This window comes from Paenibacillus sp. LS-5 (assembly GCF_056121505.1).
Genome location: NZ_JBWAVA010000019.1, coordinates 89,973 through 109,816 on the forward strand (window position 1 = coordinate 89,973; position 19,844 = coordinate 109,816).

14 protein-coding genes and 1 riboswitch are annotated in these 19,844 nt (G+C 50.4%); of the genes, 2 read left to right on the plus strand and 12 right to left on the minus strand.

Annotated features, from left to right (window positions below):
- Positions 1 to 37: 37 nt before the first annotated feature.
- The 3 genes from AC0MA3_RS22475 to AC0MA3_RS22485 all read right to left on the minus strand — a co-directional run bounded on the left by AC0MA3_RS22475 (position 38) and on the right by AC0MA3_RS22485 (position 4,194).
- The gene (locus AC0MA3_RS22475) at positions 38 to 943 is read right to left on the minus strand and encodes a GDSL-type esterase/lipase family protein (RefSeq protein ID WP_379150681.1); all 906 of its coding nucleotides are present in this window, start codon (positions 941 to 943) and stop codon (positions 38 to 40) included.
- 205 nt (positions 944 to 1,148) lie between these two features.
- Complete coding sequence (locus AC0MA3_RS22480) at positions 1,149 to 1,943, minus strand: CAP domain-containing protein (RefSeq protein WP_474657861.1); 795 nt, start codon at positions 1,941 to 1,943, stop codon at positions 1,149 to 1,151.
- A gap of 289 nt (positions 1,944 to 2,232) precedes the next feature.
- Positions 2,233 to 4,194 carry a WG repeat-containing protein gene (locus AC0MA3_RS22485; protein ID WP_474657862.1) on the minus strand — a complete coding sequence of 654 codons (1,962 nt, stop codon included), beginning with the start codon at positions 4,192 to 4,194 and terminating at the stop codon, positions 2,233 to 2,235.
- Between the two features lie 123 nt (positions 4,195 to 4,317).
- Positions 4,318 to 4,417, plus strand: a riboswitch (purine riboswitch).
- Positions 4,418 to 4,474: 57 nt separating this feature from the next.
- Between AC0MA3_RS22485 and ade the strand changes: the two genes are divergently transcribed.
- Positions 4,475 to 6,229, plus strand: coding sequence for an adenine deaminase (gene ade / locus AC0MA3_RS22490; protein WP_474657863.1), 1,755 nt, complete (start codon positions 4,475 to 4,477; stop codon positions 6,227 to 6,229).
- A 410-nt stretch (positions 6,230 to 6,639) separates the two neighbouring features.
- Positions 6,640 to 6,894, plus strand: a complete 255-nt coding sequence (locus tag AC0MA3_RS22495) for a hypothetical protein (RefSeq protein WP_474657864.1) — start codon at positions 6,640 to 6,642, stop codon at positions 6,892 to 6,894.
- A gap of 516 nt (positions 6,895 to 7,410) precedes the next feature.
- Here the strand turns inward: AC0MA3_RS22495 and mglC are convergent.
- From mglC to AC0MA3_RS22540, 9 genes are all read right to left on the minus strand, one after another.
- On the minus strand, positions 7,411 to 8,418 hold the full coding sequence (gene mglC / locus AC0MA3_RS22500; protein WP_379150665.1) for a galactose/methyl galactoside ABC transporter permease MglC: 1,008 nt from the start codon (positions 8,416 to 8,418) through the stop codon (positions 7,411 to 7,413).
- A 14-nt stretch (positions 8,419 to 8,432) separates the two neighbouring features.
- A complete protein-coding gene (locus tag AC0MA3_RS22505; RefSeq protein WP_379150662.1) occupies positions 8,433 to 9,944 on the minus strand; it encodes a sugar ABC transporter ATP-binding protein in 1,512 nt (503 codons plus the stop codon).
- Positions 9,945 to 10,068: 124 nt separating this feature from the next.
- Positions 10,069 to 11,145 (minus strand): galactose ABC transporter substrate-binding protein, encoded by a 1,077-nt coding sequence (locus AC0MA3_RS22510; RefSeq protein WP_379150659.1) that lies wholly within the window; start codon positions 11,143 to 11,145, stop codon positions 10,069 to 10,071.
- Between the two features lie 139 nt (positions 11,146 to 11,284).
- Positions 11,285 to 12,304: a substrate-binding domain-containing protein gene (locus tag AC0MA3_RS22515; protein ID WP_474657865.1), complete on the minus strand. Its 1,020-nt coding sequence runs from the start codon at positions 12,302 to 12,304 to the stop codon at positions 11,285 to 11,287.
- Entirely contained in the window at positions 12,301 to 14,121 is a 1,821-nt protein-coding gene (locus tag AC0MA3_RS22520) for a sensor histidine kinase (RefSeq protein ID WP_474657866.1), read from the minus strand. Before AC0MA3_RS22520 ends, AC0MA3_RS22515 begins: the two co-directional genes overlap by 4 nt.
- Positions 14,122 to 14,124: 3 nt before the next feature.
- The gene (locus AC0MA3_RS22525) at positions 14,125 to 15,774 is read right to left on the minus strand and encodes a response regulator (protein WP_379150649.1); all 1,650 of its coding nucleotides are present in this window, start codon (positions 15,772 to 15,774) and stop codon (positions 14,125 to 14,127) included.
- Between the two features lie 214 nt (positions 15,775 to 15,988).
- Positions 15,989 to 16,453 (minus strand): GNAT family N-acetyltransferase, encoded by a 465-nt coding sequence (locus AC0MA3_RS22530; RefSeq protein WP_379150645.1) that lies wholly within the window; start codon positions 16,451 to 16,453, stop codon positions 15,989 to 15,991.
- A complete protein-coding gene (gene purT / locus AC0MA3_RS22535) occupies positions 16,443 to 17,633 on the minus strand; it encodes a formate-dependent phosphoribosylglycinamide formyltransferase (RefSeq protein WP_474657873.1) in 1,191 nt (396 codons plus the stop codon). Before purT ends, AC0MA3_RS22530 begins: the two co-directional genes overlap by 11 nt.
- Before the next feature lie 147 nt (positions 17,634 to 17,780).
- Positions 17,781 to 19,844: dynamin family protein (locus tag AC0MA3_RS22540; protein ID WP_474657867.1), on the minus strand; the 2,064-nt coding region annotated here is incomplete at its 5' end.

A 19,844-nucleotide genomic window follows, 5' to 3' on the forward strand; every position in this document is an offset into this window, starting at 1 on the left:
CAGCTGACTTATTAGTCCTGTTTACTAATGACCAGGCTTAACGCACTGCCTGCACAACCCGCTCGCTTATCCGCTGGTAACCGTCACCATTCGGATGAAAATGATCGCTTGACAGGTACTTATCCAAGTGCCGGTTGAATAAATCAAAGGTCGGCACAAGAGTCATGTTAGAGTGCTTATTAATAATATCCATTGCGGCATTATTCCAGGCAGTCACCGCCTGATTCCCGGGCACCAGCAGTTCAGGAACATCTCCAAAAGGATTATAAAGCCCCAGATAATAGATCTGCGCCTCAGGATTAATCTGTGTAATGCGTTCGAGAATGGTATTAAGCCTTTTAGCTGCTTCAGGCAAGGCTGCCAGCAGGGAGGCAGGAGTTAATTCTTTAGCTCCATCTGCGATACCAACATCTGCACTTGCATCAGCATCAGTATCCATGCTTCCAATTTCCGGACTTTCCGTATCCGGTGTTGCAATTTGCTGGCCTTCACTTCCGCTTCCCAAAAGATCAGATCCCCTGAAAAGGTCATTCCCGCCAATAGACACCAGAATCACGTTAGACTGGCGAAGCGTATACTTCACACCCTCCTGATCCAGCTTGCTCAAGAGTCCTGCTGTTGTCAAACCGTTGATCCCCATGTTGCCGATCAGATTCGTCTTACTTCCTTTTGCTGTTAACCCGTCTAACGTACGCTTCACGTAGCCGCTGCCTTCATTGTCTCCTGTTCCCTTAGCCAGGGAATCGCCTAATGCTACTATTCGGATGGCTTCTCCGGCTGATGAGGCCGGGGCAGCGGTCTGTTCCGGGAGAACGGTCAGCGTGGCCTCTCCTTTCGGATACAGAACATCTTTTACCGCATATACAAACCCGACGATTAAAAGAATGGTAGCTGCTATGGAAATCAGGCTGACTGCCCGCCAGGTCCATCTGGAATCGTTCAATGCTATCCCTCCGTATGCCGTTCTATTCTGTATTGTTCCACATTTTACAAACTTCTTAACTATGTAGATAAACATAATTCTTCTATGTACAATTTGCAAATAAAAACCGCTCCCCGGCTGATCCGGAGAACGGTATACTGCTGCAGGCGCCGCAGTTCTTCATAAGAGAGAATGAATAACGGTTACACCATGCAAGGGTTGTTGTTTATTTGCCGATGAATTCTTGTACCCAGTAGTTATTGTCGTAACCAACGCCAATATAATTGAAATTGGCACTTAGAATGTTAGCCCGGTGTCCGGTACTGTTCATCCAGGCAGTCATGACTTCCTGAGGTGTTTTCTGTCCCATGGCGATGTTTTCACCTGCATACTGGTAGCTCACCCCAAAAGAAGACATCATGTCAAAAGGTGATCCGTACGTAGGAGACGTGTGGGAAAAGTATTGGTTCGAACGCATGTCTGTGGCTTTGGCTGCTGCTACTTTGTTAAGGCTCGCCAATGCGGTTACAGGCGAAAGTCCGGCTGCTGCGCGTTCCTTATTGACTAGTGTTACAATCTGCTGAGTGAATGCAGCCGTACCGGTTGTAGTTGCAACTGCAGGTGCCGCTGTTGCTACAGGTTTGGCTGTTGCCACAGGTGAAGCTGTTGGTGCAGGCGTTGCTACGGGTTTTGCTGTTGGCGCTGGTGTCACCGCTGGCTTTACAGGCTGAACCGCGGGTGCTGGTGTAACAGCAGGCTTTGCTGTAGCTGATGGAGCAGCCGCTGCCGGCTTAGCAGGCACAGGCTGAAGCTTCGTGATCGTTATGGTGGAACCGTCAAATAACCATCCGTTAGCGCCGTATTGTTCAAGGTAATCCATGAATTGTGCGAAGTTAGTGGTCTTTATGGTGACTGTCTGAGTTTGTGAGGCTGCATTTGCTTGTAATGGAAGAGTGAGGCTAAGCGCCATAACAGCCGCTACACTTCCACCAATTACTGCTCTTAAAGTCTTGCTCTTCATTCTGCCATCTCCTTGTTCTGTTCTTGTTGTAAGGTTGTCTTCCGCCAAAAGCCATTTGAATCATATGTTACAAAATTGTAATTTGTTCCTCAGTCATTGTAACATAAATCTATTTGCCGTGCGCTTCTAAATTCTGGATAATAATAGATTCCAGCACTGCTTGTCCCATTTAGCGCCTGATTAGCCTAAGCACCCAGTGGATATGGCTCAGCCGTTCCTCCCGGAACGGCCGCAGATACTTTAAATTTAATTTTCTTTCATTATATATTGGAACGGGGCAGAGTCCCTCTTAATGATAAGACTGCCAGAATTCCCCCTCGGTTGAGATGAGGCCCATAATCTCTGCATAAGGAATACGGAATGTAGGGAATCCAGCAGCATAAGGAGCAATCTCATATGGGGCAAAATAGAGATAAAGTGCCTCCTCATCCACATAAAACGGCTGGTCAGCGGTAATGCCCTTATAGGTATCGGGAAATACATAAGAATACTGGGGATCGTTCGCAATCTGCTTGCCGACAATATCACTTAGCTTCTGCACATATTTGCTGCCAGGCTTGAACAAATCACCCAGCTTGTAAAATTTACCATTCCGCAGATTAATATGCGTATAGATTTTTGTTGGCATCCCGTGTGCCGCTCCGAATGGGAAGCGATAACCGTTCAGCTCCAGAACCAGGAGATTTTTACGGAAGAAGGACACGTTAAAATCACCGGTATAGCTGAAATCTTGAGATGCGCCGCCTGTACCTGCCCCCTCGGCCAGAGATAGGCTGCGCAGCTTGTCGTTCACAGCTCTGGACACATCCGTAATTGCGATGCCTTCCACCACCGGATAATAGACCAGATAGTCTTTATTCGGCTTATATTTTTTCTCCAATACGGAATATGGCGGCCGGAGCGGAATCACACTGTTTTGTCTCCATACCTGTTTGCCCCGGCGGTCATAATAAGACGTGCGAAGATCGACATCCGCCCGGATCAGACTGCCGCTGAATGACAAAGTGCCGGCACCAGGGATAACAGGGGGCTGGGCGGCTTTTTTGCCGCTTTTATCTATAAAATAGGTCTCCTTGTCATCATATACAGACGCCAGGCCATTCTGATAATTGTTCACACCGAGCAGAGGATGATTACTGAGAATCCTGCCAGTTACCGCATCTGCGATAACATAACGAGACCCGATGTAAGGCCGGGCAGCGTCCAGCGGGGTTCCAAGTGCAACGCGATCCTCGCCAAGCTGCAGCACTACATAATAAGTGGCAGGGATGATCTGTTGTCCCTTCGCATCTATCAGGCCGTAGGCATTGCCGTAATCCGCAGCTGTATTGATGACCGCTCTTCCCCCGGAAAAAGGAAGGGCAGCGGTAAATTGCGGCTGTATGGCTATAGTTCCATCCGTGCGGAGATAGCCGTATTTGCCGTTGACTTCCCCCTGGAAGGGGAGCAGTCCGTCTCCCGGATACCCGACAAACGGATAGTGATACGAATGTAATACAGTTCCCTGCAGATCGATCAGCGCGAACTCTCCGTCTTTCATTTTGACAAGTGCAGTTCCGCCATTGAAATCGCCAGCATCCTCATAGACGGCTGGAAGAACTTCTTTCCCCTGCGCATCCCAGTAGCCATATTTGGCAGTGCCAGTGTTGCTCTGTCTGGAAAAAAGCGCCCGTCCTTCATGCAGAGAATTCAAATAGTCGGCCCGTGCAGAGGTTACCTCTTTGCCTTTTTCATCAATCAGGGTATACCCTTTTGCATCGGAGACTACCGCCCGGCCTTCGGAAAAGGGGGCAATAAAGGAATAGACGGGCTTTACCTTTTCCTTGCCGGTGCTGTCGATCAGCCCGCTGCCGTTCTTACGCTGCACGATAGCCAGCCCGTTCGGCTGAAATTCCTCGGCATAATCGTATCTGGGCTCGATGACTGTACGGCCCTCATTATTTATATAGCCCCAGAGCGTGCCCTCTCTCAGCTTGAAAGGCGCAGGATGCAGCAGATCTGCCCGCAGTGTATGCTCCTCTGCTTCTGGATGAACCCACTGCTGTTCTAGAGGTTGGCGGATATAGTCTACCCGGTATAAACCCTCTACTGCAGGGATCGTTACGAACACATCTTCATCCGCAAGGATGAAATCCTCTTCCTGCCGGGAGATACACTCGTTCCAGCCGATTCCGTCCCACCGCCATACTTCTGTCTGGATAAGGCTGTTGTCCCCGACTGCTCCCAGCTCATTCAATTTGATCCTCAGCATCCATTCGCTCCCCTTTGCCCAAACCTTATGATTACAGGATATGGGCTGGGGCGGATTAATGTGCCTAACCAGGCACATTCTATATGACATGTGGTGTGATCTTGAAAATCATAGCGTCCTCGCATACTATAGACATAACATTGTTGTATAACTTCGGCGATATGGGCCGAGGGTCTCTACCAGGAACCGTAAAATCCTGATTACAAAAAAATGCCGGTGTGCATTTTTTTGCGATCAGGATTTTTGGCGTACCTTATATTCAGAAAAGGGAGTGAATTCTATGAGCTACAGTACGAAGTCCTTGCTCTCCAGACGTATTCAGGTGGCAGGCAAGCAAATCCCGGCGGATCTCGTAATCAAAGGCGGAACCATAGTCAATGTATTCACTGGTGAGCTTATGGAGGGCGATATTGCGATTGTGGATGGATATATCGCAGGCATTGGCTCGTATGAAGGCAAACGTACGGCAGATGCGGCCGGTAAATGGATTATTCCCGGCCTGATCGACGGGCATGTACACATTGAGAGTTCTATGCTCACGCCCAAGGAGTTCGCCAAGGTCGTGCTTCAGCATGGAGTAACGGCAGTAGTCACCGATCCTCATGAAATCGGCAGCGTATCCGGGGTAGAGGGCATTAATTACATGCTGGAGCGCTCCAGGGACCTGCCGGTGGATATTTACGTCATGCTTCCCTCCTGTGTGCCGGCAACAAAGTTTGAGAGCTGTGCTGCCCAATTAGAGGCCGCTGACCTCAATCCTTTGTATGCGGACCCCATGGTTCTGGGACTCGCAGAAGTGATGGATTTCCCCGCCCTGGCTGGACCTGAACCAGCGATGCTGGATAAACTGGCCGGTGCACTGGACCATGGGAAACAGATCGACGGGCATGCAGCCGGGATTAGCCGGGAAGATCTGAATATCTTCCGTTCTGCAGGCATCCGGACAGATCATGAATGCGTCAATGCGGAGGAGGCCAGGCAGCGCCTTGACCTGGGCCTGTATCTCATGATCCGTGAAGGAACCGCCGCCAAGGACCTGGAGGCCCTTCTACCTGCCGTCACGGCAAAGAATGCCAGACGCTGCCTTTTCGTTACCGACGATAAATTAATCGATGATCTGCTGGAAGAAGGCAGCGTGGACCACAACATCCGGCTCGCCATCAGCAAAGGTCTTGATCCCATCACAGCCATCCAAATGGCAACGCTGAACACAGCAGAATGCTTCGGGCTTCAGGACAGGGGAGCCATTGGGCCGGGATACCGAGCGGATCTGGTGGTGCTGGACGATCTGAATTCACTCTCCATCACTCAGGTCTTTAAGCACGGTGAATGTGTTGTTGACGATGGAACGCTGGTTCCGGGAGTGTTCACAGTGAATCAAGGAGCCGAGGTTCAACATTCAATCGCCGAGAGCTGCCGCCTGGCCGATATGGAGATCGGGGATTTGGCAATCCCTCTGCAATCTGGCAACTGCAATGTGATCGGGATTATTCCGAATTCCATTGTAACCCGTCATCTCCATGAGCAGGTTCAGGTACAGAATGGCTGCTTTGCCCCTTCGATCGAGCAGGATCAGCTCAAACTGGCTGTCGTGGAAAGGCATAACCGTACCGGGAACATCGGTCTGGGTATCGTAAAAGGTTTCCAGTTCTCCAAAGGTGCCATCGCCGCAAGCGTAGCCCATGATTCGCATAACATCATCGCCGCTGGTGTCTCCGATCAGGAGCTGCTTACCGCCATCCGCCACATCGAAGCCATGAATGGCGGGCTGACTGTAGTATCCGGCGGCACAATTCTAGCCTCTCTGCCGCTTCCGGTGGCAGGACTGCTGTCCGAGCAGAGCTATGAACAGGTCTATACCGAGATGAAGCAGCTATACGCCGCCCTGCGCGAGATCGGTGCCCCGGATCACTTCAATCCGTTCCTGACCCTTTCCTTTCTGGCCCTGCCGGTTATTCCCGCGCTCAAGCTGACAGACCGGGGTCTGTTCGACTTCGCTTCTTATTCGCATATAGGGATTGAGGAAATCGTATAGATCAGGTCACAAGACTGACATCGATTATAGGTACAGTGGCTGCCATGGACGAGAAAGTCCCGGTCTGCCGCTGTTTGCTTGAACTATCGTTCCAATTAATAATTAGTCCCTGTGATTAAAGCGAAGACAATTTTACGTTTATTAGAATCGGATGAGCCTTTGCTCTAAAAGGGATATTATGTAGAGTTGTTATTCATGATTATGTCAGGTAAAATTTTCTTTAGATGCTGATTTTCTCTTTGATGTTCAGGATGCGCTAATTATACCGCTCATAGACTAACGGTATAATAGGGACCTATTCTCTCGGCGCAGTCGCTCAAATTTATACTGATCCTGAACCTCATCTTGCTTTGCAGGTCCGAGAATAGTAGTTATCTTCTAAAGAATTATTCTATTTTAGAGGTGAGGAATTGAAAGTTGTCGAATTGGCAATTGTATTAAATGATGATCCTGGAAACCGCGTTGAGTATTCTGACTTGGTTGCCTTGCCTTTTGTCCCAAGAGTAGGAGAAATGCTTTTATGGAATTATAAATCTTACCTTGTGACTAATGTTCTGTATGGTTTTAAAACAGACCCGGCTGATTATAATTATGACGCAAGTCCCACTACACAAAGCTTGGTTGCTCATGATGTATGCTATAAGGTTTATTTGAAATCTTGCTAGACAAAATCTTGCCCTCCGACAGCCGCCATAAATAGGGCGGCTTTTTTCATGTCAATAATTAGTCTACTATACCCAAATCTACTAACCTGACAACATCGGCGGCAAGTCCCTGTCCTCTCCCACCACTGTACATGCGAGTCCGCATACGGTTGTTCCAAAGGATATCGAAGTTCCAGATGAGAGCAAACTGGTCTCCACTCAACAGCAACCGTATTCCTAATTCATCTTCAAAGTAATCTTGTACCTTCTTAAATACCAAAAAGCGTTTGCCGGTTACTCAGCAAACGCTTTTTTCTGCCGCCCCCCTCGCGAAGCAGGGAGGGGAACTACCTAAGGTGATGCAAGTGGCGGAGGGGAGGTTTGGAGCTGAAGAAACGAAGTGTTCGCCTTTATCCTCGGATTTCTACCGCTGACAGCGGTTCGAATCAGGAAATCAGAGGATAACAGCGATCGGAAGCCCAAACACTCACAGGAGCAACGCCCAATCACCTCAAGTAGTTATTGTTGTTGTTTCGCTTATTTCTTCGACGAATATTTCCGCATATCAAACGATACAGCCGCGATGATGATGAGACCTTTGATAATCAATTGGTAGTAAGGGCTGATGCCGATAAAAGTCAGACCGTAGTTGATCAGGGTGAAGATAATAACACCGACCAGAACGCCCGGTACCGTACCGATACCGCCTGTTGTGGATACGCCGCCGACTACGCAAGCTGCGATAGCGTCAAGCTCGTACATGTTACCATAGTTGTTGGTTGCGCCGCCTGTTCTGGCAGCCTCAAGCACACCAGCCAGACCGTACAGGGCACCCGCGATAGCGTAGATGTAGATCAGGTTCTTGGATACGTTGATCCCGGATACCTTAGCAGCCTGCATGTTGCCGCCGATAGCGTACATGTTTTTGCCAAGCTTGGTTTTGTTGAACAGCACCCAGACAATGGCGGCGACTATCAAGGCTATGATTACGATATACGGTAGAGAGTACTTCCCGCTACCAATAAAGCCGGAGCCTATTTTGGTGAAGTCAGGACGCAGACCGCCGATCGGCTGCGATTGGTTCGGGTCCATATCAAAGTACAGAGAGTTCAAACCGTATACAATCAACATCGTACCCAGTGTAGCGATGAATGGTGGAACATTTAGCTTGGAGACAATAATCCCGTTCACGAGACCACAGAGGAGACCGGCAACGATAGCGATCAGGATAGGAAGCCATACCTGCACTTGCGGCAGATCAGGGAAGAACCGGCGTGAATAATCAGGTATCTGCAGCATAGAAGCAGAGATAACCGCCGTGAATCCTACAACCCGGCCTGCGGACAAGTCCGTTCCGGCCGTGATCAGTATAAATGCCACACCCAGGGCAATAATAACGCGTGTGGATGATTGAATCAGTACATCACGCAGAGTATTGACAGACATGAAGCTTGGCTCATAGATGATAATACCCATAATCAGCAGGACGAGTACGATATAGATCGCGTTTTGAGTGACAAAGGATTGCGCTTTTTTAACGTTCATTAGTAGTTTCCCCCTTAATGCTGTGCAGCGAGACGCATAACTTCGGTTTCCGTAGCCTGCTCGCCTTCTAGTATTCCTGTAAGCTTGCCTTCCGACATGACCATTACACGGTCGGACATCCCGAGCAGCTCTGGCATTTCCGATGAGATCATGATGATGCTTTTGCCCTGCTTCGCCAAATCGGCAATGATTGAATAAATCTCGAATTTGGCCCCGACATCAATTCCGCGGGTTGGTTCATCCAGCAGCAGCACTTCAGGCTCGGTTAACAGCCATCTGGCCAGCAGAACCTTTTGCTGGTTACCGCCAGACAAATTCATGATCTGTGTTTTGGTGGTTGGTGTCTTGGTGCGCAGCTTTTCAATCATCTTATCAACTTCAACTTTTTTCTTTTTTCCGTCAAGCAGCAGATAAGGCGTCTGATAACGGTCCAGATTGGCAATAGCCCCATTCTCGTGAACGGACAACACTGGGAAAATCCCCGTTACACGCCGTTCTTCGGTAAGCAGCGCCAGCCCGTGTTTTTTGGCATCCTGCGGCGACTGAATATTAACCTTTTTGCCAGCAATGGAGATGCTTCCGGATTTTATTGCACGGAGTCCGAACAAGGCCTCTATAACCTCCGTACGCTGTGCGCCGACCAATCCGCCGACCCCCAGAATCTCACCGCGTCTGAGCTCGAAGGATACATCCTTGAACGATCTCGGTTCAGGGGATGTAAGCCCCTCCACCTTCAGGAAAACTTCACCGGGAACGTTGGTGCGTTCAGGAAACCGGTTCGTGAGATCACGGCCGACCATTCTGGAAATAATCAGATCCGTTGTCAGCTCTGCCGAAGGCCAGGTTCCGATTTTTTTGCCGTCACGCATGATCGTCACTTCGTCAGAAATCTCGAGGATTTCTTCCATTTTGTGGGATATATAAATAATGGCTACGCCTCTTTTTTGCAGATCCCGGATAATCCGGAATAAATGCTCCACTTCCACACTGGTCAACGAGGAGGTAGGTTCATCCATAACGATAACGCGTGAATGAAAAGAGACGGCTTTGGCGATTTCGATAGATTGGATTTTGGATACAGACAATTTGCCTACAAGGGTCTCGGGATTCAGATCGATATCCAAATCCTTGAAAAGATTCTCAGTATCCGTAAACATTTTCTTGTGGTCAATGAACTGAATCGGTCCGAACCCTTTTGTCGGAAAACGCCCCAGCCAGATATTCTCCATTACATTGCGGAACGGCACAGGATGCAGCTCCTGATGTATCATAGAGATTCCGAGACCCAAAGCATCATTGGAGTTCGTGATATTAGCCTTTTCACCATCCAGGTAAATCTCACCGGCATCCGGCGAATAGATCCCAAACAAACATTTCATGAGTGTGGACTTGCCCGCACCGTTCTCGCCCATCAGTGCATGGACCGAACCCGGTCGAACCTTTAGGCTCACGCCGTCCAGCGCCTTAACGCCGGGAAATTCTTTGGTAATATTGTTCATTTCCAGCAAAAATTCAGTTTTTGCCATGTTGTTACGCCCCCTACGCTTTTTTTCTTTTTCCATGAGAGGCACAGCGGTTCCATCCTGCTCCCTACCCGAAAGGAATTCCGGGGAGCAAATAAACACTCCCCGGATTTATTTGTATCAAGCTTTATTTAGCGTCAGCTACATTGTCTTTAGTGATTTTTTTGTAGGAAATCCATACATATTGATTGTCTGTGATATCAAAGCCTACATTTTCTTTGGTAGGTGTTTCGCCTTTAGCCAGCAATGCAGCCAGTGTAATTGCAGCTTTACCTTGGTTGTTGGCATCATTCAACACTGTACCGAGCATGGTTCCGTCTTGCAGGGCTTGAACTGCTGGTGCAGTCGCATCTACACCTACAACCGGCATATACTTGTCGCCAGTGAAGTAACCGGCAGCTTTCAGAGCTTCGATCGCACCGAGGGCCATATCATCGTTGTTGGCAAGAACGGCTTCAATCTTGTCACCATGGGAGCCGAGGAAGGCAGCCATTTTTTCTTGTCCTTTTACACGATCCCACATTGCAGTATCTTCAGCCAGTTTCTCTACCTTGATGCCTGCATCTTCAATGGCCTGGATGGAGTAGGTTGTACGAAGCTCAGCATCCTGGTGTCCAGGTTCGCCTTTCAGCATTACATATTGGAGCACGCCGTCTTTGTTCTTGTCAGCTTCCGGATGAGCCTTCCAGTAGTCTACAATCAGCTGGCCGGACATGGTGCCGGACTCTTCAGCCTTAGCGCCAACGTAGTATACTTTGTCCCATTTCTTCATATCTTCAGGAAGAGGTTCACGGTTCAGGAACACTACCGGAATGTCTGCTGTTTTGGCTTTATCGATGATTACGCCTGCTGCTGTACGGTCAACCGGGTTGATCAGCATGCCGTCGTATTTTTTGGTGATGAACAGGTCCACCTTGTCATTCTGTGTAGGCTGTGAGTTCTGGCTGTCTACGATGTCTACAGTAGCGATGCCTTTGGCAGCTGTGTCGATTGCGTTGCGGACACCAGTCATGAATGTATCATCAAATTTGTAGATGGCCACGCCGACTTTTGGAGTCTCACCAGCAGCACCGGAGTTTGCACTGTTAGTTGCTTTTGCAGCATTGCCTGTATTCTCGGTTTTTGCATTGTTGTTACCGCCGCAGCCTGCAAGTGCAGCCCCCAGCAAAGCACTAGCGAGTAGAACGGAAGTGATTTTTTTCATAATTATTTGACCTCCTGATAATGTTTCTTTTTAGTTTGCCCGGTGTGTCCCGGGTACATCCTTATTATGCCCGACGTGAAAGCGGTTGCGAATATAAAATCCTACTCACTTTTATAAAAATTCTAATGATGTAAGCGATCTACCGGACAAAAGGAAATAATAATTTCTGGTTCTCCGGCCATAGCATGTTCTCCAGATCGATTAGTTTGGTACCTGTATCGACACGCTCAGGCACATTAATGCCCTCAGCGGCTTCCACGGCATATTTCACAGCCAAATATCCGTTACTGAAGGGATTCTGGATAACTGTTGCCTGAACCGTACCATTCTGCAGCAGCTCCATCATTGACGGAGAACTGTCGAAGGCGACCATCTTCAACTTGCTGTAGCCCAGTTCCTGGATCACTTTGCCTGCCCCCTGAGAGGCCGTTTCATTCAGAGTAGCAATTCCGCGGAGGTCAGGGTGCTTCAGCAGCATATCCCGGGTCAGTTGTTCCGCTTCGCTGGTATTGGATGAAGTATAGGAAATCTGCACGACCCTGACATCAGGAAAACGCGCTGCATAGTTCAAAAAACCCATTTCCCGTTCATTTGCATCCCGTGCGCCATAATCAATTGTTCCAGAGGGAGCTTGATTTCCGCTGGAATTGGTGAAATTAATAATTCCAACCTCCCCGTAGCCATTCAAAAGCTCAATCAGCCTTTCTGCAGATTTCTGCCCGGCCTCATAGCCGTTTGAGCCTACATAGGATTTCACCTTGGCTGAACCTACCTCTGCATCTACCGAAATGACCGGAATCTTATAATATTCTGCCTGGTCCACAACCTGTGCAAGCCCCATATAACTGCTCGCTGCAAGGATAATCACATCCGCCTTCTGCTTGATGGAGTCCTTCACCATCGAGATTTGCTCGTCAATGTCGCTCTCGGAATCCGGGGCCTTAAAGGTCAGCTTCACATTGAACTCCTTCGCAGCGGCCTCTGCGCCCAGCTTCACGGTGTTCCAGTAATCGCCTCTGTTCATTTTTACAATCATGTGCACGTTGCGTGTTTTGGCAGTGCTGATATAGGCCGGAGAAGTGCCCAGGCAGGAGGTAACCATAACCCCCAACACCGCACATATCAGCAAAATCACCCCTATGCGTAAGCCTCTCATCATACGGATTCCTCCTTTCCTTCTTCTAGACCCTCCTGGGCCCGGACCGCAGGAAAGATGATCGTAACCGTAGTACCCTCTTCAATCTCACTCTCAAAGGTAAGCCCGAATTCACGTCCATAGACAAGTCCGATCCGTTCATTCACATTCCGGACACCTACACCTGAACCCCCGCTGCTTTTGCCTCCGCTGAGAATCGTTTTTAGTGTCTCTGGATTCATGCCAAGCCCATTGTCGCTGATCCGGATAACTATCAGACCTTCCTGCAATTCCGCTGTAATCGTAATCAGACCTTCATCAGGCATCATCTCGATACCATGGTAAAGAGCGTTCTCAACAATAGGCTGCAGAATCAGCTTAATCGTCTGGCAAGGCAGGACCTCATCCTGCGCTTTAATCTCATAACGGAATCTATTCTTAAAGCGAAAGCTCTGAATAACCAGGTAATGCCGGATATGATCGAGCTCCTCCTGCATAGTAATCATATTTTTCCCTTTGCTTAGGCTGATGCGGAAAAATTTGGACAGGGACTGGATCATTGTGACCACTTCATCTGTTTTACCGCGTTCCGCGAGCCGGATTACCGAATTAAGCGTGTTATACAGAAAATGGGGGTTGATCTGGGATTGCAGAACTTCAAGCTCACCTTTGCGCTTGGTCTCCTGCTCGTAGATAATCTGGTCCATTAACTGTCTGATCCGCTGGAGCATCAAGTTAAAGCGCCGGGACAGCTGTTCCACCTCGTAAGGGCCGCTGACATCGATTGGCGAGTTCAGATCCCCTTCGCCAACCAGCTTAACCGTCCGTTCCAGCTTGCGGATGGGACTGGCAATCAGCCAGGACAAGAAGATGGATAACACGATGACACCCAAGATAACGAAGCCCAGAAACCAGATCAAAAAATGGTTCAAATCGCGTTTGGTGGTTACAATCTCATCATAATAGGCCACACCGACGATCTTCCAGCCTGTCTGAGCCAGTGTACGTACCGTGATAAACCGTTTCTCTCCTGTCGATTCATCCAGATAGCTGCGGTATTCATACGCCAGTACCGGCTCTACATTCTCATACTTCAACCCGGCATAAATCAGCTGCTGCTGCGGGTGGTATACAATGTTGCCTTGGGGATCAAGGATGTAAGCGTAACCTCTATTGCCCAGTTTAACCTGTCTGCTGAGCTGATCTATCGTACGGAAGTTGAAATCGATCAGCAAAACGCCGGTTTTGGCCAGCCCGTTTTCTTTGTATTCAATCTTTTTACTGATAGAGACCACCCAGGTATAACGTCCCTTGAACAAATTCTGGATATGGGGGGGAGAGTAGGAAATCTGCGGGTTTTTGTTCGCTGATGTGAACCAGCTTTGACTTTGCAGCTGGGTATTGAGCCGCATGCTCTGGCCCGGAGTCCCGACTACATATTTCCCCTGCGGTGTGAACACCGCCACTGAGACGAGATCCTCACGGCTGCTCATCAGCGTATCCATCCGCTCAGCAAGCAAGGGAGAATCAATCGAAGGGCTGGCTGTAATCTGCTTCTCCGCTGTTTCAAAAATACTCCCCATCCCTTTAACATACAGCTCCAGGTTGTAATTCACCTGCTCGATAATCTGCTGCATGTTCATATTGGCATTATTCTCGGCGGTTGTGGCAAATTTGTTGTACAGCATAAAACTAACGATCACTGCAACGAGCACAGTGACCGCCGTAAAGGTAAGTGTAATAATGAGCTGGATACTCCGCAGCTTGGAGGACCAGCGAAGCTTCCCCTTCTTGTGCGGCTGCGGGCGAAGCGGAAAAAAATAAGCCTTCGGTTTATTCATGGCTTATCCTCCCCGGGAGCTGTTTTTGTACTCTTTAGGTGATTGACCGTATTTCTTGCGAAAGCAGAAGCTGAAATAATTCGGATCGGCAAAACCGATTTTTTCAGCGATTTCAAAGGCCTTAAGCTCTGTCGAGCGCAACAGCTCCTTAGCTGCTTCCAGCCGGATCTGCAGCAGGTAGCTGACAAAAGTCATCTTCATTTCTTTCTTGAAAATACTGCTGAAATAGCCGGTACTGATATGCAAATGCTGGCAGACTCTGCCGATCGATATATCGGACTCCTCATAATGGCTGCGGATATAGTCCTTGGCCTGGTCTACTAGCTGTCTGTAACTGGACTGCCGCTCTGACGCTATGGAATCCATAAGCCGGCTGCACACACCGATTATCCATTCTTTGGCTTCACCCATATTATTAAACTTCTGAATCTCCGTTAGGGAAGAGAATCCTAAGCCGCTAAAATCACTCATCTCACTACCTGATTCCTTGGCCACCCTAAGAATCGTAGTGATCACTTCCAGAAGAAAAATCTGATACTCCTGCGTACTCACCTGGGCCGCATCCAATCCTTCAAACAGCTCGTCCACTACCTCCTTCAATTCCTGAAGGGTGCCCAGCTTGATGGTGCGGGTCAGCGACTGCTGGGTCAACTCGTCATACGCCAGCATGCGTCCTACCCGGGATTCCACATCTTCGATCCAGATTACTCTATTATTCCCAAGGATTTGACGGTAATCCAGTGCCTGTAGCGCATCGTGGAACGAATGGGACAGGAGTGAAGGGGATTTGCAGGCCGTACCGGAACCCGCTGTCACAGTCAGCTTAAGATAACGCTGCACGTTCTGGCGGATTTCTTCGAGAATCGCATAGGTTCTTCCGGTAATGACGGCTTCATCCCTGTCTTCGCTGAGTGAGAGGAGCACCACATCATCGCGGTAAATGAATACTTTACCGAATCCATGTCTTTGGCATATTTCTTCAGCAATATTCAGTACAGCGAACAGTTGAAGATTACGTTCACCCGTATCTCTGAGCGATAACGGCTTTTTGCCGGTTATAGCCTCTCCTGCACCTTCGCGGATATAATCCACGCGGATCACAGAAGCCTGAAACAGCTCACCGTCTAATTCAATGCCGTATTCCGAACTCTTCCCGGCAATCTCAGCGGCTGGAAGTCTGCGGGAGACCAGCGAGGAGAGAAACTGCTCACGGAGCACCGGCAGACTTTTGCGGTAATGCTCGCTGAGCAAAAATACATTCTCCTTCTCGGCAATCTCAGCCTCTATCCCTGACCTTACCTTAAGCAGAACGTCAATCAGCTCCTGAGCAGAAAACGGCTTTAAGAGATATTCATCTATTTGCAGCTTGATCGCCTTCTGGGCGTATTCGAATTCATCATATCCGGTCAGAATAATTATTTTCGTATTGGGATGACGGCTGCGAATCCACTCCGCCAACTGCAACCCGTTCATAAAGGGCATCTGGATATCAGTTACGACGACATCCGGCATCAGCCGGTCAATAGAATCCGCGGCTTCCCGTCCGTTCTCTGCCTGATCTACAACCTCAAACCCGTAGTGCTCCCAGTCGATCTGTGCGATAATTCCTTCTCTAACCTCTTCTTCGTCTTCGGCCAGAATCAATTTATACATACTTCATCCCTCTTTGAATCAGGTTTATGTCACTCTACACCATTCTATCTGATTCGAACGGCTCAATCTATGGTTAAGTTAGGGAAGGTGGATTTGTGAAGGTAATCTAAAGAATACATACGCGTATAGAGCCATGGAACTAATTAACAGAACAACAGGGCAAAAAAAAACCATCCCGCTTGAACCGGGATGGGGATGATTGGTGCGTATGGGTCTATAGCAATGATTTGTTGAAGCGGTAGCCGGCAGTTTTCTCGAATCCGATATGACGGTAAAACGCATGTGCCGGCGAACGCTCCACCCGATTGCCGCTTCTAAGGAAAAGCTGACAGCATCCTTGCTGGCGTGCCCAATCCTCTGCTGAAGCCACCAGTCTTTTGCCAAGACCGTTGCCTCTAAGCTCCTCTGCTACGATCAATGCGGTTATCTCCATAATACAGTCTGCATGCTTGTAATAGGATCTTACCTTCCGTAGTCCAATCATTCCCACAACTTCATTATCCAGTTCTGCGACGAGTGTGCAGTGGAAAGGATCCGTCTCCATGTCTTCCATTCTTTCTTTCATCACGCTAAGCGTTGTCGGATAGCCGAATTCCCGCAGAAGGGCTGTCACTCTCTCCAGATCATTCAAGCCGCATTTGCGAATCTGCAGTACTTGCTCCTGAGTACTACTGTTCATCCTCAATTACCTCCACTTTTAGCATAGACGCTGCCTGTTTGGCTGCCGTCCGCGCGATTTCCACATCTTCCGCTGCACTTAACGCTACGGCCATCCGCCGTCCAGGGCGGATCTCCGGTTTGCCGAACACTCGAATCTGAGTACGGGGAAGCGCCAGCGCCTCACCAATACCGGTTATTCTAAAAGCTTGTCCGGCTGTGTCTGCCTTCAATGTTGCTGATGCGCCCGGTGACAGCAATTGCACCGAGTCGAGCGGAAATCCAAGAATGGCTCTGACATGCAGAGCAAATTCTGATAAATCCTGAGTAATCATGGTAACCATGCCGGTATCATGCGGTCTAGGCGAGACTTCGCTGAACAATACACCATGATCCGTAAGAAACAATTCCACGCCGAAAATTCCATATCCGCCCAGCTGGTCTGTTACGGCCCGGGCGATTTCTTGAGCCTCGGCCCACTCAGCCGTACTCATCTGATGAGGCTGCCAGGACTCCACATAGTCGCCGTCCTTCTGGATATGTCCGATCGGAGGACAGAATACTGTACCACTGACTGAACGTACGGTGAGTAATGTGATCTCGCTCTCGAAGGTCACAAAGGCTTCTACAATGACTCTAGTTCCTTTGGCACGTGCACCTTCCAGTGCCGTATTCCAGCAGTTCTCAGCATCCTCGGGCTTCCTGCAGACGCTTTGCCCTTTGCCGGAAGAACTCATGATCGGCTTTATTACACATGGGGTGCCCAGGATCTCTATGGCCTGCCGCAGCTCGTCCAGACTATCCGCGAAGCGGTAGGCTGCTGTAGGCAGGCCAAGCTCCTCGGCGGCTAGCCGGCGAATGCCTTCCCGGTCCATAGTCAGGCGGGCTGCACGTGCAGTAGGGACTACGAAGAACCCTTCTTGCTCCAGCTCCTGCAGTGCATGCGTAGCAATCGCTTCGATCTCCGGAACAATCAGATCCGGCTTCTCGTCACGAATCAGCTTTTTCAGTGCATCCGCATCAAGCATATCAATGACATGGGAACGATGAGCCACTCCCATGGCGGGTGCATCTGCATAACGATCCACAGCTACGGTCTCTACGCCAAGGCGCTGAGCTTCGATAATGACTTCCTTACCCAATTCCCCGCTGCCCAAGAGCAACAGCTTACGGCTTCGGGCTGAAAAAGGAGCTCCCCACATTGTCGATTCCAACCTCTTTCGGCAATTTGAATGCTGCGTTCTATGTTTCTGTAAACGATGCAGTTCAAATTGTAAATTTTCAGGCTCCTTTATTTTCTTCCATCCTCAGTCAGAATGCAAGTTTTCTTCGACATTTTCCTACAAACTTCACAGATTGTTGTCCACGATATCGCCCAAAGCTTGTTCGAGTTGCAGGAGTTCGCTGCTAAGATGGCTCCAGTGCTCTGCAGAATCACCCCCTTCCAGGAGTTCTGTGATCGCTGCTTCCCGCTCGGACAGATTCTCACGCAGCACCTTCACCACCCTGGAGAACGCGGTGTCCAGGCTTCCTGCGTAGAATTCAAGCAACAAGCTTTCCTGCCCTTCAGCCGCCGCGGCCACGGCTTCCTTCATCCCGGGCTCCGCACCCGCTCTGACTTCATTACGGCCAGTCCCTTCGAAGAAATGGCGCGGTGATTTGAAGCGGCTCCACAGCGCTGACCAATCCAGCGGCTCCAGTCTGACTTCCAGCTTGGCCGGGGCTGGCCAAGGCTCTTTATCATTCTGAAGGAACTGAAGCTCTTCTGCGGGTATAGATAATTCTTCAGCGGCAGCGATGGCGGCTGAGTGCACCATACGGCGTCCGGCAGCCTCCAGACGGAGCGTGGTGGCCCACAGCTCCTGCTCCAGCTCACGCTGGATCGTCCGTTCCAGCTCTCTTCCGCAAGCTGTAAAGATATCCTTCAGATGACCGCCGTCTTCACGAAGCAGAGAGGGATGGAACGATTCCTGATAGAATTGGCCGAAGGAGAAGGAGATCCGCTGACGGACATGATACAGCAATTCCTCACCTTCCCGGCGCAAGTCTCGGCGCGGCCGCTCCTCAGAGACCAGTTGAACCAATCGTCGTTCTGCCTGGCTCCGCTGCTCTTGCAGCTCCCTCATTTGCACTTCACGCTGACCTGCCGCCTGACGCGCCTTCTCCTGCCACTCCTCCGTCCTGCGCCGGACGGTGCCAAGGCTATCTCTGGCTCCTGCCAATGCCAGCTTCGGCAGCTCTCCGCCAGCGAATTGGGCAAGTGCCTGCTCGAAACTGCTGAACCGGGAAGCTTCATAGATCTCCTGATTATTTGTCGTCTTCCCTTCCAGGGCAAGCAGGCTGGAGAGAGAGTACATTTGCGGTGCAGTCAGACCTCCAGCGCGAAGATTCTGCGCGACATGCCGCTGAACCTCCTGCAGCTCTTCCTCATCCGAGGCCAGATCCGAAGCATTGATGATAAAAAACATTTTATCCAGCGCAAAGCTGTCTTTGATCCGGCCCAATTGGGTGAGCAGGCCTCTATCCGCCTTGGAAAACGCATGATTGTAATAGGTCACAAAACATATCGCGTCGGCACTCTTCATATAACCAAAGGTTACTCCCGTATGACGTGCATGGAGTGAATCTGCCCCAGGCGTATCCACCAGCACGATACCGCTGGCCGTTAAAGGACAGTCGTAATAAAGATCTATTCCCTGGATGAAGCAGGCCCGCGTCTCTTCAGCAACTAACAGCCGATATTCCTGCAGATCGACCGTGCGGACGCTTCCGAGCAAGGGTCCGGACTCCTTCCAGCCTGCCGCGGCTGCCCGCAGAAATCCGGCATGCGGCAATGCCGAAGGATGGAGCCCGCTGACTTCAAGGTTCGCAGCGCTGCTAATCCAGCTCTCCGGCTGCGGCTCGGCAAGCTGCAGCACGCTGAAGGAATGGAGGATATCCTCCCAGAAATCCTCCGCACTCTTCATGGTGACTACCGCACTGGCGTGAAGGAAGTCTCCTTCCGGGGCCAAGATGCGGTTCACCGCTGCTGTGGCAGGGTGAGGCGACACAGGCAGCACCTCTTCGCCCAACAGTGCATTGGCGAAGGAGGACTTGCCGGCGCTGAACGCTCCGAACAGCGCCAGCGTGAAGCGGCCGCCGGCGAGATCCGCCGCCCGTGCCGCCAGGCTGCGCGCGGCCGAGGCCATGGCCGGCTCGCGGCGCAGCAGCTCCGCCGCAGCGTCCAGCACCGCTGCGGCCTTCCCGAGCCGGCGGCGCCCGCCCGCCGGCGAAGCCATACCCGCCGCAAGTCCTGCGGCGGGGCTTCCAGCCGCTGCGCCAAGCGGCGGCTGGGTCTTCCGCGGCGGGGCGCTCAGCGCGCCGGCCAGTGGGGTGACCCTCACCTCCGGCAGCGTGCCGGGGGTGAGGGTGCG

Coding starts and splice junctions, on each gene's coding strand:
- AC0MA3_RS22480 (WP_474657861.1), bottom strand. CDS start 1,943: ATGAAGAGCAAGACTTTAAGAGCAGTAATTGGTGGAAGTGTAGCGGCT.
- AC0MA3_RS22485 (WP_474657862.1), bottom strand. CDS start 4,194: ATGCTGAGGATCAAATTGAATGAGCTGGGAGCAGTCGGGGACAACAGC.
- ade (WP_474657863.1), top strand. CDS start 4,475: ATGAGCTACAGTACGAAGTCCTTGCTCTCCAGACGTATTCAGGTGGCA.
- mglC (WP_379150665.1), bottom strand. CDS start 8,418: ATGAACGTTAAAAAAGCGCAATCCTTTGTCACTCAAAACGCGATCTAT.
- AC0MA3_RS22505 (WP_379150662.1), bottom strand. CDS start 9,944: ATGGCAAAAACTGAATTTTTGCTGGAAATGAACAATATTACCAAAGAA.
- AC0MA3_RS22510 (WP_379150659.1), bottom strand. CDS start 11,145: ATGAAAAAAATCACTTCCGTTCTACTCGCTAGTGCTTTGCTGGGGGCT.
- AC0MA3_RS22515 (WP_474657865.1), bottom strand. CDS start 12,304: ATGATGAGAGGCTTACGCATAGGGGTGATTTTGCTGATATGTGCGGTG.
- AC0MA3_RS22520 (WP_474657866.1), bottom strand. CDS start 14,121: ATGAATAAACCGAAGGCTTATTTTTTTCCGCTTCGCCCGCAGCCGCAC.
- AC0MA3_RS22525 (WP_379150649.1), bottom strand. CDS start 15,774: ATGTATAAATTGATTCTGGCCGAAGACGAAGAAGAGGTTAGAGAAGGA.
- AC0MA3_RS22530 (WP_379150645.1), bottom strand. CDS start 16,453: ATGAACAGTAGTACTCAGGAGCAAGTACTGCAGATTCGCAAATGCGGC.
- purT (WP_474657873.1), bottom strand. CDS start 17,633: ATGTGGGGAGCTCCTTTTTCAGCCCGAAGCCGTAAGCTGTTGCTCTTG.